A 16,693-nucleotide genomic window follows, 5' to 3' on the forward strand; every position below is an offset into this window, starting at 1 on the left:
ATTATAATCAAAATATACTCATATAATTAAGTCCTAAATTTTTAACAAAAAGATACATGGAAAAAGAATCGGCTTTTTTGTCTTGTATTTTTTTTATTTTTTTCATTCTTTTTTGTTCCATTACAAACGCTTCCCTGATAGGAGCTTTAAGGAAATTTCGTTTATTTTGCAATGAGTCCTTTTGAGCTAAAACGCTCAGATAATATTCAAAGCACGGGTGTTTGTATAGGATTCTGTTTTTGAAATACGGGTAAAACAGGTTATATTTGTTATTTGCCGAGCAGGATTTAATAACTTTCGGAAGGGTTTTAGAATAGAGTTTTTTGCTTATATGAAGAGTTTTATTTATTTCTCCGTAAGAAGGGATATCAACAATAAGATGATGTTTTGAAACTCTTGAATAATAAGGGTTTGAGGTGTTTAGGTTTTTACCCAATGCGTAAACAATAAGAGACGGCACGTATTCACTGCCCGCATTTTCCCATCCGTTGAGTCTGAGTCTGTATCCGATAAAATGCGAAAGTTCGTGAAGCAAGGCGTTATATATCAGTTTGTCGAATTCCTTTTTTTCTTTTTTGTTTATATATTCTCCGGGATAGTTTAGAACGATATATCCGTTTAGTCGTCTGTTCACAAGGTTTGTAAGTATTCCGTTGTCGAAATAGCTGCAGCTGAAATACGACTGGTTGCTGTCTTTTATAACGATTAATTTCGGATGTGATTTTATAATGTTTATTCCGATATAAAAATTTTCTTTTATAAGCTCTTTTTGTAAATCGTTTAAGACTTCGGTATAAACGTTTTGAATATCTTTTTTAATATATCCGGGTGTTGATTCGGAACTGTCGACAAGTTTAGCGATAATTTTTTGCTCGTGAGAAGCGGCCTGTTTGCTGAAAATGTAAAAATTTACGCTTTCACCGATAAATATACCGATTATCACATAAAAAACGATCTGTTTTATTAGGTTTGTTTTCATTTGCTCTCCTTTTTGAGAGCATTATATACCTTATATGGGGAAAAACATTTCCCCCGTCCTTAAACATTGAATTTTCCGCTGAACTGATTGGCTATATACATAGCGTAATTGTCAGTCATTCCTGAAACGTAGTCGGTTATTTTTAAGAGGTTTTCATAATATGAAGAGTTCTCCGTCGGTCTTTCGTCAACGGAAATAATATCAAGAAGCCTTTGGTGTTTGAAAGACAGGTTTTTTATTTGTTTGACTTTGTCGAGTAGGTATACCGTTTCAACGAGATTGTTCATGATGATACTGATTATTTCGTAAGCACCTATTTCTATTTCCACAACCCTTTTTTGGACGAAAATGTTTTCGAAATTTATTTTTTTTATCGTATCGAATATTTTGTTTAGTTCTTTGTTGTTAAGGTTGTCGATAAGAGAACCTTTATAATTACCTTGCATAAGATTAAGATAATTGTTTTCAAATTCCTCAAATATCATTTTGATAAGAGAATCTATCGCTTTTGCCCGCAGACGGGATACGCGTTTTCTTTTATTCGGGATTTTTTCTATTTCTTTAAGGTAAGAACCGTTTTCGTTTTTTAGTTCTATTATATCGCATAATATTTCTTTTGCTTCGTTGTATGAGATTATCGAAAGTTCCACGGCGTCTTCAAGGTCAAGTATGCTGTAGCATATATCGTCCGCTGCTTCCATCAGATATGAAAGAGGGTGTCTAATATATTCTTCGTTGTTTTTTAATTCCAGATAAGTGAATATTTCTTCAAAGACTTTTTTTTCAGACTGAAAAACGTTAAATTTTTTAACGGCTTTTGGAGAGTCGGAAGTCCAGGGATATTTGACGACACTCGCAAGACTTGCGTATGTAAGTCTCATACCTCCGTTCATATATTTTTCCTCAAGTTTCGTAAGTATTCTGAAACCCTGTGCGTTGCCTTCAAATTTTAAAAAGTCGTGTTTTTCATTTGAAAGATGTTGCAGATATCTCTCACCTTCGCTTTCAAACCAGTGTCTTATAGCAAACTCGCCTGCATGTCCAAACGGTGGATTGCCTATATCGTGAGCCAGACACGCGACCTGAACTACGGAAGCTATGTCGTTCGAGTCGTATCCCTCCGGTAAATCGCCTCTGTTTTTTAAAAATTCTCCGACCATAAGTCCGAGACTTCTTCCCACCGAGCTTACTTCCAGTGAATGTGTAAGCCTTGTATGAACATGGTCGTTTTTTGAAAGAGGGTGAACCTGTGTTTTGTTACCGAGTCTTCTAAACGAATTTGAGAATATTATTCTGTCGTAATCTTTTTGAAAATCGCTTCTTATATCTTCGATTGAAAGGTTTTCTTTCTCTCCGTGTCTTTTGGTGCTTAAAAGTTTATGCCATCTTTTTTTCATAGAGTGCCTTTATTTGATATTAAGTTAATCATTTTTTCAGTTTTTATTATAAACTAAACCTGTTTTTTTATAATTTTACATTAATATTTTTCTCCTTTCTATGTTTATTTAAATTTATTTTAAATGATACACATAAGTAATTAAATAGGAATCTGATTGGTTTGTATGTTTTGTTGAGTTTTATAATTTTCAAAAAAGTCCAGTAAAGCGTTTTTTATTATTAATTCGTAATGTGTTTTTGTGTATTTTTCTTTTTTGTATGTATTTAAAATTAATTCCCTGATTTTTTTCAAAGTTTTTTCATTCAACGAAACAAGTCCCATTTTTTCCAACATTGCTATGCATTTCCCTAAATCTTTAAATGAATTGTTCATTTTTTCCTCCTTAATTTTTTTTCAATCGTATTATAAATTTTAAAAGGGGAAAAAGTTTTCCCCCTTTATGTTGTATATTTTTAAATTAAAAAAAAGGAGTTTAAAATGGAACAACTTAAAGTAATTATCGAAAATATCGGAGAAAACAGTTTAAAGTTTGTTTTGAAAGAGAAAAGAGCACAGTTTTTTTTAACTATTAAAGGCTCGAATAATATAAATGAACTTGAAATAGATTTAAAAAATAAAACAAAAGTATTGGAAGTTTTCGCTTGTCCTAACGATTTTGGCTTGTTTAAAATAAATAAACTGATATTAAAAAACATACCCGATGACGCAAAAATATCTTTATTATTCAATAAAAATCCTGAAAGAATTGTAAAAGTGGAAAATATTGTTTTTGAAAGCAGTTTTTTTGCTTTTAATTATTTTTGGAATAATTTTTACAATATCTTGGACGTAAACACTAAAATGTTTATAAAAATAAAAGATATAAATCCCGATAAGTTACTTGATTTGGTAGAAAAAGCTCTTAAACGCAAATTAACGTCGGAACATAAAATTTTAATAGAAGATTCTTTATATAATGAAATTTTTGAAGAAATTGTATATAATTGGAACATTAATAAAAAAGTGTTTAAAAATTACAAAGAAGCAATGGACGCGGAAAACTTTAAGGTTCCGATTGAGAAAGTCTGTTGTTTTAATTTGTTAAGATTAACGCATAGACATAAAGTAAAAATTAGATATGATAGATAAGTTAAAAACAATATAAAGATTTTGTTTTAAAAAAGGCTTAAAATGAAAATAAGAAGTGTGATTTTAGCATTGGAATTAATTAGAATAATATACGAAAAAGAAGGTGTCACTATAGAAGAATTATTAAATGAACTTAACGAAATTAAAAAATTTAAACAGAATGATAATGAATTAAAAAAATATATAAAAAAACTTTTAAAACCGCCAATAGATTATGGTTTAATAGAAATAGAAAACGAAAAGTATAAATTCACAGAAAGAGCTTACGAATGCATACAAGAAAGTTATAGTTTTGATGAAGTGATATCAATAGTTTTAAGTATTAAGCAAGGTGATTTGTTTGCTTTATTTCCGTTTATTGAAGAAGAACCCGAAAAAGAAATTCCTCAAATACATATGTTTAATTTAACAAATATTTCAACATTAAGTTCTTTACGGGAAAATGAACCGATAGGTTTGCTTAAATTTATTAATGTTTTAATGGAAATGATTGAAATTGAAAAAAGCTTTGATTATACTGATTACGTTAAGAGTATAAATGAGATTGACAAATTGAATGTTGATTTTGAAATAGATAAAAAAGATATTTTAAACAGATTAGGTGAGTTTAAATTTTTTGCTTTAGAAGTTGGTGTTAAAATCAATAATGAAATGGATGAAATAGCAAGTAGTAGTAATTTTTTAGTAAAAATAAATGCTACAAAATTAATGTTTTTATCAAAAAAATACAATATTAATCCTTATGCATTATTTAATTTTTTACTTTTTAAAGAAATAATTAAATTATTCTATATTAAAAACTTTCAATGCAAAGAAAAATTTAATCAAATGTTTTCAATGTTAAAAGCATTAAGCATAATGCCTAAAGAACAAGTAAAAGATGTTTTATATTATTTAAGTTTCGGAAACGAAAAAGAAAAAATATGCTCAGTATTATATTCACCGATTAGTCAAACTCATTTAAATGAAACAATAGTTACAAAAGTGTTATCGTTAAATAAACTGCATTATTGGAAAATGAGAAATTTAGATAATTTTATAGAATTAATGGTAAATAAAAAATATGAAAAAGTTATAGACGAGTTATTTAACGAAGCGTATAAATATACAAAAATTTAAAATTACTTAAGAGATGTTTCATGATATCATCTCAAATAAGATAATTTTAATATTTTATTAAGCTTACCCTCAAAGAAAAATAGTTATCTAAGAGGGAATATAATTAGACATTATGTCTTGTTTTGTTGTTATATTAAATTGTTACTAGTTTTCATAGTTTAGTGTATTGTCACAATTTCATCCAATGTTTCCATTTCTTCATCACTTATTTCCTCTGCTGTCTGGCCAAAGTATTGCATCAGAAAATTTTTTATTGTTTTTAAATAATCATCGTTCAGTTTGTAAGAATACTCTACTTTTATTTTTTTGTTTTTAACGTAATTGTTAAATATCAGATAATCTTTTCCCGGATAATAAATAAAGAATCCTTCTTTTCTCCGATAATCGAAATTAATATACAATTTTTTATCAATATCGATTATTTTTTTCTGATAATAAGATTCTACTTTATTAAGAGCGTTTTGGGAAAAATAAAGGGGTTTCAGTTTAAAAATTTTTTCGTTTACCTGATAAAATCCTTTTTTTAAATCGTTATGTTTGTTTTTGAGTTCTATTTTGGTAACAAGGTTTTCCAAAAGCTCGTATGTTTTAGATTCTCCCATTGCTCCGATTAGGTTGTTTACGCTTTGCGTCGCAAGTATTATTTCAATTTTCGCTTCTCTTAATATATCAACCGGTAAGTGTGTTTCCGAGTTTAAAACTTTTTGTGCTTCATCGATAAAAACGGTAATAGGCGTTTCTTTGTTATCGTTTCTTTCCTGGAAATTGGAAAAAAAGGCGTTTGTTAAAGCGTTAATTTCGTTTTGTCTAAATGAAGGAACGTGTAAAATAATTATTTTGCCGTTTGAAAGTTCATTTAAAATATTCACTCCTTTTTCATCGTTCAAATATTCAATACCGGCAAGGTTGGATATCGGAGCTATTAAAGACATTACGACGCTGGTAAGCACCGTTTTTTCGCTTTTTGAATTTTCAAGGTCTTCATCTTTAGCGATTCTGTCTATAGTTTCATATGCTTTTTTTAATTTTAAAATATTTTTTTTGGTATTTTCGTCTTCATCCTGATAATACATAAAAATATTTGATAGGAGTTTTATTTTCAGTTTTTCTATTTTTTCATATGATGAAGCTATGTCTATTAAATTTTTTAATGTAAATTCAATTGAGGAATCAAAATTTTTTAATGCTTTTAAAGCCAGATAAATTCCCATACCAAGATTAATAGCGCTTTGTTCCCAAAATTTGTCTTTTGGATGGTGCTTTAACATAACGGTTAAAAAATCGCTAAATTCAACTTCATTGAAAACTTCTAAAAGATTAATGGAAATTCCCCACGGTTTGCCTAATTCCAATACGTCATTAAGCCTTTTACATTTGTATGCCATGTATTTAACGCTGAAATGGTAATTGCCTTTAAAATCGTATACAAGTATCCCGTGGTTTCTTTTCACTCTATAATAAAGATTCGGGTTTATGATACCCGTAGTTTTTCCGCTTCCGGTTTCTCCTAAAATTAAAGCGTGCGTAAAATTTTCTTCTATTATATATTTTTCTTTGGTTTGTTGTGTGTTGTATATATTTTCATTTTTAATAAAGCCTATAGTTCCCATTTTTAATCCTTTAAAGCTATGTTTCTTTTTATTTCTTTTTTTGTGTTTATGATATTTTCAGCATATTTAAACAGTTCTTCAATTTTTTTAGTGTCTACTTTTTTTATTTCGGTTTTTCCGTATGATTTGGTAAAGTAATCGTAATAAAACAGATAATTTTCATCATCTGAATTTATTAAATACTGTCCTTTTTTTAATAACACTCTCAATTTTTTGTATATTTTGACTATTTTCTTTTGATACTCTTCTTCGATTTCCTCAAGCTCATCATTATTTACGAATAAATTTTTCAATTTTCCTTTTTTGTCGTTGATCATATATTCGCCTTTTGAAAGTTCGGGTTTGTCTATTCCTTTTAAATAAACTTTTGTTGTCAGATTTGCTAACAGTGTTTCGGTTTGGATGTATCCTATTGCTTTTTTGATATTGCTTATACTTTGAGTGGCTAAAATTACGTCTATTTGACTTTCTCTTAATATGTCTACGGGAAGTTCGAATTTTTCGTTTAAAACTTTTTGTGCTTCGTCTATAAATATTGATACAGGTCTTTTTTCCATAATGAATCTTTTTTTAACGTTTGCAAATACGGCTAAGTTAAGAGCGGCTATTTCGTTTTCGCTAAAAGAACTTACGTCTATACATATTATTTTGCCTTTATTTGCCTCATTAAGTATTTCCAAATTACCTTCGTTTAAAAATTTTTTTGTAGCAATAGTGCTTAATGGTGAGGTAAGGGAACTTATAACAGAAATAAAAGTGGTTTTTACTCCGTCTTCTATTTCCAGATCATCCCCTGCCACCAGATTTATTTGTTCTATGCCTTTTTTTAATTGAATTAATTTACTGACGATTAACGGATAATTGTGTAAGTTTGTTATATTCTCTTGCAAATATTCTATAATGTATTGTTTACTTTTTTCCAATAAATTTTTTATTTCATTTTTAGATGAGGCTAATTTCAATAATTCCTGAAGTGTTTTGTTATATTGTAACTCATCTCCAATCGCCGTAATGATATTAAATATTCCTGTTGCGAGGTTTACTGCAGCATCTTCCCAAAATCTATTTTCATGACTGTGTTTTATAAGTATACGGATAAAAGCATTTAAACTGTTTTCATTAAAATATGAAAGAAGATTTATTTTTTCTCCCCATTGAGGGCCTATAACAACTACATCTTTTAATCTTCCTTCTTTCTTTGCGAAATATTTGACAGTTTTATGATAGTGGCCTTTAAAATCATAAAGGATTATTCCGTGTCCGAGTTTGATTCTTTCATGTAAAACCGGATTAATTACTCCCGTGGTTTTTCCGCTTCCTGTTTCACCGAGTATCAAACTGTGTGTAAAGTCGCAAGGCAGACTTATGTAATTTTGTGCATTTGTTTTTTTGTTTTCTTCTTTTACGAAACCAATCATTTTCCCCTCCTTAGTTTTTTTCGTTTGAATTATAAGCCAAGGAGGGGGAAAAACATTTCCCTGTTTAATTATTTAAATATATGAAAAAAAGGTAATAAGTATATGTTGTGTTATGTATAAAAGAGGTTAGTAGTAATAACAATTAGATAAAGTGCAAATTGCTCTGTAAGTGAAAATCATATTAAAATAGCACACACTTGCTTTTATGGAATTTTGAAGTAATGGCGTCCCCGGCGCGATTCGAACGCACGACCCCCACCTCCGCAGGGTGGTGCTCTATCCAGCTGAGCTACGGGGACATTTAGAGATGAAATTATACAATGTAAAACGGAAAATGTAAAATCATTTCATAATAATTACTGCGGCAATTGCAAAGCCTCCGTCGTGAGATATTGATACGTCGGCCTGTTTTAAATTAAACTTTTCAAGAGTGGATGAAGAAAAACAAGGCTTGCCTTTTTTGTTTTTTATTATTTCTATATCCAAAAAAGAGCATTCCTCTCCTATGCCTGTCCCTAATGCTTTTGAAAAAGCTTCTTTTGCAGCCCAGAAACCGGCTGCAGTATGAGGAGATTTAATAAGTTTTATTTCATTGTCGTTAAGATATCTTTTTAAGGCTTTATCGCCGAATTTATTTATCATATTTTCAATTCTTGAAACTGATATTACATCAATACCGATCATTACTGTATAACAAACTCCGTAAAGTATACGTGTCTTATTTCTCCGGTTGTCAAAATTTCATTAATTTTTCTTTTTATTTCTTCTTTAAGTTTTTCTTTTCCTCTTGAAGTTTGTATTTCTTCAACTGTTTTACTTGAAAGTATTCTTATAATCAAATCTCTGATTGCCGGAAGTTTTTTATCAAGTTCTTTTTGTAAGTCCGGTGAGTCCATTTCAAGGTCTATTTTACATTTTAAGTATCTGTTTGCGTTGTTGGATACAAGGTTGACGATAAACTGGTCTAACGGATAAATAGGACCGATTTCAGCCATGTTTTCTACTTTTTTCTTTTTCTCTATTTTTTGAGGTGCCTGCGGTTGATCAGCTTGAGGTTCATCGTTTCCGCTTAATAGGAAATAAGCCACTAAACCTCCTACAATAAGAAGTATCAGCAGTAACACAATAATAACGATTAAAAGTAATTTACTCCCGCCTTCTTTTTTCTCTTCCTGAGTTTCCTGATTTTCTTTTTCTTCAGCCATTTTCATCCTTTGTGTAAGTTTGTTATAATTTTAGCAAAAAAGGTCTAATTTGATAAGCGACTTCTTTTATATAATCGGTAAAAGTACCATTGATTTTATAGCGGGGCTGGGGAAATTTACCATATTTCAGATAAAACTTCTGCCGCTTCTGTTTAAACCTCCTTTTAGAATCAAGCAGATTTTCGAACAGATAAATTTTATGGGATTCGGAAGTTTGGGGGTTATTTTTCTTACGTCGTTTTTTACGGGACTGGTTGAGGCTGTACAGCTGTATAACGGGTTTCATAAATTCGGAGTAGAGGATTTTATGGGATATACTATTTTTATATCAATTTGTAAGGAACTGGGTCCCGTATTTGCAGCTCTTATGGTGGTGAGCAGGGGAGTCAGCGCTTATGCCGCGGAACTAGGAAGTATGAGAGTTACCGAGCAGATTGACGCTCTTGACGTTATGGCTGTTGATTCAAAACAGTATCTTATTATTCCAAGAATACTCGGAACTATTATTTCATTGCCTCTGCTGATACTGTTTTTTGACGCGGTAGCGAATATAGGTGCTTATCTTATTTCCGTCTATACGCTTGACGTAAACGGTTACACATATATAGAAAACATAAAACAGTTCGGTGATATAAAAGATTTCAGTGAAGGTATTGTAAAAGGTTTGGTGTTCGGATATTTAATTAGCGCCGTTGGTACATATATCGGATATAACACTACAGGGGGAGCCAAAGGAGTCGGTGTTAGTACGACTAAAGCCGTTGTAATCGCATCTATATTAATATTTGTAGCCGATTACGTCGTATCGGCTTTTTATTTAATCTTATGAAGGAATTAATCCTTCATTCTTCTTAAGTAAGCCGGAATATCTAAAGCGTCGCTGTCAAGCTCTATACCGCCTACGACTTTTTTAGTAAATGACTGCATAATTTCGTCTTTTATATCGTTTACAGGTTTTTTCTCAACTTTGCTTTTTTCAAATCCTGTAGCTACGATTGTGACTTTTATTTCATCAGGTGCCAGAGAATTGTCTGTTGTGGTACCGAAGATTATATCAGCGTCTTCGTCAGCTTTTTCGTAAACTATATTCATACCTTCGTCAATTTCAGCCAAAGGATAGTCGTCATGTAATGTAAAGTGAACAAGCACACCCATTGCACCGTCAATTGATAAATTATCAAGAAGCGGTGATTCTATTGCTTTTTTAATTGCGTTAAATGCCGCATTTTCACCCTGATCCTGTCCCATACCCATTAGAGCAAGACCCTGATGAGACATAACAGTTCTAAGGTCGTTGAAGTCAACATTGATATCATTTTCGCCATAGCTGATAACCATATTAGAAATACCGCCTACAGCCTGATATAAAACATCATCTACAAGTGCAAACGCTTCTCTTCTTCCGACTTTTCTGTCGATAATAGTAAGAAGTTTCTCATTTGGAATAACTACGATAGAGTTTGCTTCCTGCTTTAGTTCGGTTGTTCCCGATTCTGCAAGTTTTTTTCTTTTAGGCCCTTCAAAAGGAAAAGGCTTTGTTACGACGCCTATAGTAAGAGCTCCCACTTCTTTTGCTGCTCTTGCTATTACGGGAGCGGCACCTGTACCGGTCCCTCCGCCCATTCCTGCAGATATAAACACCAAGTCTGCTCCCTGAAGCGCTTCTTTTAGCTCTTCATAAGTTTCTTCAGCCGCTTTCATTCCGATTTCCGGTTTCATTCCGGCTCCAAGACCGTTTGTGAGGCGTGAGCCCAGCTGTATTTTTTTATGAGCTTTGCTTGTTTTTAACGCTTGTATATCAGTATTTGCGGCTATTAGTTCCACTCCTTTTATACCTTGAGTGGCGATATAATTTATCATATTGTTTCCGCCGCCTCCGACACCTATTACTTTTATTACCGGTCCGTCTACTGTTTCATTGATTTTGAATAGTTCGTTCATTTTCTCCCCTTAAAATAGATTATTTAACCAAGTTATGAATTTTCTGAATGGATTGATTTTTTGTGGTTTTTGAGATGCGATATTTGCCAATTCCTCCTTTTCATCAACTTGTTTTTGTTCTTTTTGCATTTCATCGTCAAACTGAATATCAAATACGTGTTCAGATTTGAACTGCTGATTTGAATCTTTTTCATATTTGTTGTTTTCACCGTTACCGTATAATAATAAACCTATCACAGTGGCGTATTCCGGAGCCTGAAGATTTTCAACAAGCCCGTTTATAACTTTAGGCTTTCCGACTCTTACAGGATGCCCGTCAAAAAACTGAGACGCAATCTCTTTTACATTATAAAAATTAGTAAATCCTCCGGTTAAAACTATTCCGGCGCCTAGTTTGGCTTTTAGTCCGCTTCTTTCTATTTCTTTGTTTAGAAGTAAAAATGTTTCTTCCACCCTTGCGCTGATAACCTGTGTAATTGTGCTGAGTGATGCTTTTTGTTTTTCGTTTTCGTTTCCTATAACTGAAATCTCAATAAGGTCTTCTTCAGTTTTTATGAGTTCTTCAAAATGTGTTTTAATATATTCGGCTTCGCTAGGAGTAGTGTGAAGCGCCATTGAAAGGTCGCTTGTTATATGATGGCTTCCGACTGCAAGAAAATCTGTATATCTTAAGGCTTTGTTTAAATATATCGCCAAATCAGAAGTAGTCGCTCCTATGTCTATTACTGCAACGCCAAGTTCTTTTTCGTCTTCGTTTAGCACTGCAAGAGCGCTGGCATATCCTGCGTTTACGATGTTTACGATTTCAATTCCTGCCTGTTTGAATGTTTTTTTAAGGTTTTCCATTCCCGATTTTTGAGCTATTATTATATGCAGGGAAACTTCAAGTCTGCTTCCGCTCATTCCCTGAGGGTCTTCTATTTCGCTGAGCTCGTCAACTTTAAAATCATAAGGAATCGCCTGAAGAACAACATAATCGTTTGGTATTGTGGCATTGTATAATGCCGTTTGAATTGCTCTGTTTATTTCTTTAAGTGTTACTTCGTTACCCGGTATGTTTACTATACCGTTGCTTTTGATACTCTGAGTATATGTAGACGAAATAGAAACGATTGCTTTGTTGATTTCTATTCCGGCAATTCTTTTTGCGTCGCTAAGAGCCTGTTTTATAGATTTTGCCGCTTCGTCTATATTTGTGATAGCGCCTTTTTTAATACCTTTGCTTTTTGCTATTCCCACCCCGCTGATAGATAGTTCCTCGTCAACATTTGCAATAATCGCAATTGTTTTGAAACTGCCTACATCAATAGCTAAAATTGATTTCAATGTCGTTCCTTTATTTTACGTAACTTACAATATTGTATTTTGTCATTAAATCTTTAATTAAATCGTCAAGCAGTGCAGCGTTTAAAGTGGCGTCAGCCATAGCGGCAACCTGCTGTTTGTTTTTTTCATATTTAGCTTTATCCAGCAACTTCTGTTCCAAAACTTGATAAACAACGGCTTTTTGAGGGTTTGTAGCCGGAATCAACAGATAATTTTTAGCTTTTTGAAGACTGAATTCTGTAAATAAAAATTCTGTTGCTTCTGCAGGAGAAAGGCCTTTTATTTTATTGGCGTCGTATTTTGTAACAAAACCTGTTTTGTATCCTTTGAAATCTCCTTTTAAAGCTTCTTTTGCGTTGTTTTCCAAAGCCTGAAGCGTTTTAATGTTTAACAGGTCTTTGATTACGTCGGCTTTAGCTTTTTCGAAAGGAAGAGGTTTTGGTTTGATTTCTTCAACAAGTTTTGCGCTTATGTATTCGTTTTGATCGATAAAAGGTTTTACATATCCGTTTTGAATAAGCTGTTTCATTTTGTCTTCAGGTATTATGCTGTTGTTTAATGTTAAAGTCAGCAGTCTGTAGTTTTCAGCGCCTTCTTTAAGTTTTTTATACGCAAGAATTGCGTCTTTTTTAGAAAGTTTCGCAAGATAGTCTCTTTTTACCAGTTTTTTAGCCTGGTCGAAAGTTAAAATTTCACCTTTGTCGTTTTTATAATCGTTTCTGTTTTCGCTGTAGTATTCTTTTAGTTCTTTTTCGGTTGCAACACCTTTTATAGGTGTAGTTACTATTGCGATTTTATACATGGTAGGCGACTGGTATCTGTTTTTGTTTTTTTCCCAGAAAGCTTTTATTTCGTCTTCGCTTAAATTTACTTTTACTGATGATTTGTTGATTATTTTTATTTTTAAATTGTCGCTGTTGTATAACGCGCTTCCGAATGTAAGTTTTAATGTCTCAGAAGGTGTTATGTGAAGAGCTGTAAGAAGTTTCTGAACTAAAAGCTGTTTTCTCAGGTTTGATTCGAATTCTTTTGCTTTTTGGCCTGTCTGTCTTAGGTAAAGCATATATGTTTTTTTGTCTTTGAAATATTTAAGAATCTGTTCCGCTATTTCTTTTTCTGTAACGTACATTCCCAGGTCTTTAGCATACTGTCTGAGTACGCCTTGCTGAATTGCCATTTGAAAAGCCTGTTTTTTTAATCCCATTTTTTCTGCGGTTGCGTCGTCAAGCGTTCCGCCGAGTTTTTTATTCATTTCCTGAAAAAGATTGTTATATATCTGTTGCACATCCTGAATACTCACTTCGGTATTTTTTATTTTAGCCACGGTTGAGCTTTTTCTTCCGAACTGAAACTGTCCCCATCCTACAAATCCGGCTCCTATAAATGCCACTGTAGCTATCCATATAGTTATTACAAGCCATTTTCTATGCGTCTGCATCCATTCGATCATATTTTTCCTTTGTTATAAATTCTAACACGTTTTTTGATATTATAATAAAAAAAAACGTCCTAAAGAAGGGATTTTTGATGAAAAATCAAGAAATTATGCAAAAAGATTTAAAATTCAACTGGCATCCTTGCACTCAGATGAAAGATCACGAATTTTTACCTATTATTCCTATAAAAAAAGCAAAAGGCGTCTGGCTCGAAGATTTTGAAGGAAACAGATATATAGACGCCATAAGCAGCTGGTGGGTTAATATTTTAGGACATTCTAACGAATATATAAATAAAAAAATCTCACAACAGCTTGAAACGCTAGAACACGTAATTTTTGCAGGTTTTACTCATGAAGGAGCGGTAAGGCTCGGTGAGAGACTTTGCAGACTCAGCGGGTTTGACAAGGTTTTTTATGCAGATAACGGAAGCAGCGCCGTGGAAGTCGCCATTAAAATGGCTTTTCACTACTGGAAAAACAAAGGCCAGGTGAGAGAACTTTTTCTGAGTCTTAAAAATTCATATCACGGTGAAACCATAGGCGCTTTAAGCGTCGGAGATGTGGGGCTTTATAAAGATACCTATAAAGAAATACTGATTAAAAACATTACTATCACTATACCTGAAGATCAGAGCGAAGAAGAAGCGCAGAAAGCTTTGAAAGAAGCCGAGAATATTTTCGAAAAACATCATAAAAACATTTCGTCGCTTATAATCGAACCTCTTGTGCAGTGTGCAGGATATATGAAAATGCACTCGCCTCTGTTTGTTAAAGGGCTAAGGGAGCTTTGCGATAAATACAATATCCTGATGATTGCAGATGAGATTGCCGTGGGATTCGGCAGAACGGGCAGTATGTTTGCATGCGAACTGGCCGGAATCAAGCCTGATTTTATGTGTCTGAGTAAAGGACTTACAGGCGGATATCTGCCGCTTAGCGTAGTGCTTACGACGGATGATGTTTACAGGGCGTTTTATTGCGATTACACTGAACTAAAGGCGTTTTTGCATTCGCATTCGTATACGGCGAATCCTCTCGGGATTGCGGCGGCTAACGCCGTACTTGACATTTTTGAAATGAAACAGTGGAAATATGAAGACGGGAAATGGTATTCTGTACTGGAAAGAAATAAGAAATTATCAAAATATATCTGGGACAAAGTGCAAAAGTTCAAAGACCTTCCGAATGTAAAAGATATACGTCAAACGGGGATGATTACCGCAGTCGAAATGATAGATTATCCTTGGCAGGAGAGAAAAGGGCTTAAAGTTTACGAGTTCGGGCTTAAAAACGGAGTATTGCTAAGACCTCTCGGAAACGTGATATATTTTATGCCGCCGTATGTAATTGAATATGATGAAATTGATAAAATGACAGATGTGGCGTATGAGGGGATTAAGAGTATAGAAAATTGATATATAAAGCTGCAGTGAAAGATTATGAAATAAAATATAAATTTTAGATTTTCAATGATAAATTAATCAATATTGTATATAGTTTGAATAATAATTTTAACCGGAGATATAAAATGATAAATATAAAAGAAGCTATTAAAAAATCACTTTTAAATCCAATCAGGCATTTCAGACTAAGATATCTGCCGCTTTTGATGATATATTTTGCTTACGGTGCAAGCGGAATAAGCGGTGTGGCGGAAACATTCTGGGTAAAAGAGCAGTTAAATCTTTCCGCGACAGCACTGGTGAGTTTGGGTGTATGGTTAAGTATTCCGTGGACCATTAAAATGGTATTCGGGCAGCTTGTGGACAGTGTGCCGATACTGGGTTCACAAAGAAGGGCGTATGTTTATATCGGAGCCAGTTTAATAGCTGCCGGGACGGTGCTTTTAATAGGTCTTGCCGGTGATTATCCGTGGGCTAAATTTGCCAGCAAGGAAAATGTGTATATTATTTCCGCACTTTTAAGCGTAATCGGATTTGTTTTGCAGGATGTTGTGGCCGATACTATGAGTACGGAAGTAGTTGACCGTAACCAGCCCGAGGAAATAGTTCAGGAAGAGCTTGCGTATGTGCAGATTTTGGGCCGTCTTGCCATTTCATTTGCCGGAGTTCTTGTGGCCGGTCTTTCAGGGTGGCTTGCTCAGATTTTGTCTTATAAAACTATTTTCGAAATTTCTTTAATTATTCCTTTGATTTCCATTATCGGAGTTACGATAGTAAAACTTGACGTTGCCAAACCAAGCCCCATCAACTGTAAAATTCTCTGCGGCGGTTTGGCTTTTGCCGTATTTGTCGTGCTTATGGGATACGGGCAGTATCAGCACTGGCAAAATCACATAGTTGCTTTTGTATTTAAGTATTCTCAGGAAATTGTATTTTTAGTCAGTTTCAGCGTAATTGTTTATATGCTGTCTCTTCTTTTAAAAGATATAGACCCGAAAACAAAAAGCTTTATTATCAAAACGGCAATTATTATTTTTGTATACCGTGCAATGCCGAGTGTAGGTCCCGGGCTTCAGTGGTGGGAAATTGACATACTGCATTTCGATAAAGCATTTTTCGGAACGCTTTCTCAAATCGGCGCAATTCTCTCAATTCTAGGAATGTGGCTTTTCAGTGATTTTATAGCTAAAAAGCCAGTCCATTATACACTTATATGGCTAACTGTCATTACTACGATACTCTTTTTACCGATTATCGGTCTGTATTACGGTATACCTCAGAGCTGGGGACTTTCTCCAAAAACAGTAGCTGTTATAGACACAGCGGTGGAGTCTCCTTTTGCACAGCTTAGTATGATTCCGCTTCTTACACTCATAGCCATTTATGCGCCGGAAGGCAAAAGAGCTACCTGGTTTGCCCTTATGGCAAGCCTTATGAACCTGGCTCTCACCGCCGGAGGGCTCTTTACGAAATATTTAAACGAAATATTCGTAGTCAGCCGTAAAGTCGTTGAAAACGGACACGTTGTAATGCCTCAGGATTACAGCAAACTTGGAATTTTGATGATAATAGTTACCGTTTTGAACGTTACAATTCCAATTGTTACTATTTATTATTTAATGGTTGTTAAGAAAAAATAATAATATTTATAAAAAAAATAAAATTTAAGCTTAAAATGTTGACGAACATATAACTTTTAGTTATAATACTAAAAAAACTTGAGTAAA

General features: G+C 33.2%; 15 protein-coding genes and 1 tRNA gene. 5 read left to right on the forward strand and 11 right to left on the reverse strand.

Annotated elements, in window-relative coordinates:
* Positions 1-7: 7 nt before the first annotated feature.
* The 3 genes from ACZ5EP_RS02580 to ACZ5EP_RS02590 all read right to left on the reverse strand — a co-directional run bounded on the left by ACZ5EP_RS02580 (position 8) and on the right by ACZ5EP_RS02590 (position 2,750).
* The gene (locus ACZ5EP_RS02580) at positions 8-979 is read right to left on the reverse strand and encodes a hypothetical protein (RefSeq protein ID WP_464509316.1); all 972 of its coding nucleotides are present in this window, start codon (positions 977-979) and stop codon (positions 8-10) included.
* Positions 980-1,038: 59 nt separating this feature from the next.
* Positions 1,039-2,376 carry a deoxyguanosinetriphosphate triphosphohydrolase gene (locus tag ACZ5EP_RS02585; RefSeq protein WP_464509317.1) on the reverse strand — a complete coding sequence of 446 codons (1,338 nt, stop codon included), beginning with the start codon at positions 2,374-2,376 and terminating at the stop codon, positions 1,039-1,041.
* Between the two features lie 140 nt (positions 2,377-2,516).
* On the reverse strand, positions 2,517-2,750 hold the full coding sequence (locus ACZ5EP_RS02590) for a hypothetical protein (RefSeq protein ID WP_464509318.1): 234 nt from the start codon (positions 2,748-2,750) through the stop codon (positions 2,517-2,519).
* Positions 2,751-2,855: 105 nt separating this feature from the next.
* Here ACZ5EP_RS02590 and ACZ5EP_RS02595 point away from each other — a divergent pair, with 105 nt between their 5' ends.
* Positions 2,856-3,506 carry a hypothetical protein gene (locus ACZ5EP_RS02595; protein WP_464509319.1) on the forward strand — a complete coding sequence of 217 codons (651 nt, stop codon included), beginning with the start codon at positions 2,856-2,858 and terminating at the stop codon, positions 3,504-3,506.
* Between the two features lie 42 nt (positions 3,507-3,548).
* Complete coding sequence (locus ACZ5EP_RS02600; protein ID WP_464509320.1) at positions 3,549-4,625, forward strand: hypothetical protein; 1,077 nt, start codon at positions 3,549-3,551, stop codon at positions 4,623-4,625.
* A 158-nt stretch (positions 4,626-4,783) separates the two neighbouring features.
* On the opposite strand, the gene ACZ5EP_RS02605 is transcribed toward ACZ5EP_RS02600, so the two are convergent.
* From ACZ5EP_RS02605 to fliL, 5 genes are all read right to left on the reverse strand, one after another.
* Complete coding sequence (locus tag ACZ5EP_RS02605; RefSeq protein WP_464509321.1) at positions 4,784-6,235, reverse strand: type IV secretion system DNA-binding domain-containing protein; 1,452 nt, start codon at positions 6,233-6,235, stop codon at positions 4,784-4,786.
* Between the two features lie 2 nt (positions 6,236-6,237).
* Entirely contained in the window at positions 6,238-7,653 is a 1,416-nt protein-coding gene (locus tag ACZ5EP_RS02610; protein WP_464509322.1) for a type IV secretory system conjugative DNA transfer family protein, read from the reverse strand.
* A 222-nt stretch (positions 7,654-7,875) separates the two neighbouring features.
* A tRNA-Arg gene (locus ACZ5EP_RS02615) sits at positions 7,876-7,952 on the reverse strand.
* A gap of 43 nt (positions 7,953-7,995) precedes the next feature.
* Positions 7,996-8,337, reverse strand: a complete 342-nt coding sequence (acpS, locus tag ACZ5EP_RS02620) for a holo-ACP synthase (protein ID WP_464509323.1) — start codon at positions 8,335-8,337, stop codon at positions 7,996-7,998.
* A complete protein-coding gene (gene fliL / locus ACZ5EP_RS02625; RefSeq protein ID WP_127680475.1) occupies positions 8,337-8,858 on the reverse strand; it encodes a flagellar basal body-associated protein FliL in 522 nt (173 codons plus the stop codon). The genes acpS and fliL overlap by 1 nt, the downstream gene beginning before the upstream one ends.
* 49 nt (positions 8,859-8,907) lie before the next feature.
* Between fliL and ACZ5EP_RS02630 the strand changes: the two genes are divergently transcribed.
* Positions 8,908-9,687 carry an MlaE family ABC transporter permease gene (locus ACZ5EP_RS02630; protein ID WP_464509324.1) on the forward strand — a complete coding sequence of 260 codons (780 nt, stop codon included), beginning with the start codon at positions 8,908-8,910 and terminating at the stop codon, positions 9,685-9,687.
* 5 nt (positions 9,688-9,692) lie between these two features.
* Here the strand turns inward: ACZ5EP_RS02630 and ftsZ are convergent, their stop codons facing one another.
* From ftsZ to ACZ5EP_RS02645, 3 genes are read right to left on the reverse strand one after another with little or no spacing between them, the layout of a single operon-like run.
* Complete coding sequence (ftsZ, locus tag ACZ5EP_RS02635) at positions 9,693-10,799, reverse strand: cell division protein FtsZ (protein WP_127680471.1); 1,107 nt, start codon at positions 10,797-10,799, stop codon at positions 9,693-9,695.
* A gap of 9 nt (positions 10,800-10,808) precedes the next feature.
* Positions 10,809-12,125, reverse strand: coding sequence for a cell division protein FtsA (gene ftsA, locus ACZ5EP_RS02640; protein WP_127680469.1), 1,317 nt, complete (start codon positions 12,123-12,125; stop codon positions 10,809-10,811).
* Between the two features lie 10 nt (positions 12,126-12,135).
* Positions 12,136-13,575 (reverse strand): peptidylprolyl isomerase, encoded by a 1,440-nt coding sequence (locus tag ACZ5EP_RS02645; RefSeq protein WP_464509325.1) that lies wholly within the window; start codon positions 13,573-13,575, stop codon positions 12,136-12,138.
* 77 nt (positions 13,576-13,652) lie between these two features.
* Between ACZ5EP_RS02645 and ACZ5EP_RS02650 the strand changes: the two genes are divergently transcribed.
* Entirely contained in the window at positions 13,653-14,978 is a 1,326-nt protein-coding gene (locus ACZ5EP_RS02650) for an adenosylmethionine--8-amino-7-oxononanoate transaminase (RefSeq protein WP_464509326.1), read from the forward strand.
* Between the two features lie 113 nt (positions 14,979-15,091).
* Positions 15,092-16,606, forward strand: coding sequence for an MFS transporter (locus tag ACZ5EP_RS02655; protein WP_464509327.1), 1,515 nt, complete (start codon positions 15,092-15,094; stop codon positions 16,604-16,606).
* Positions 16,607-16,693: the final 87 nt, after the last annotated feature.

Source organism: Nautilia abyssi, from assembly GCF_055388085.1.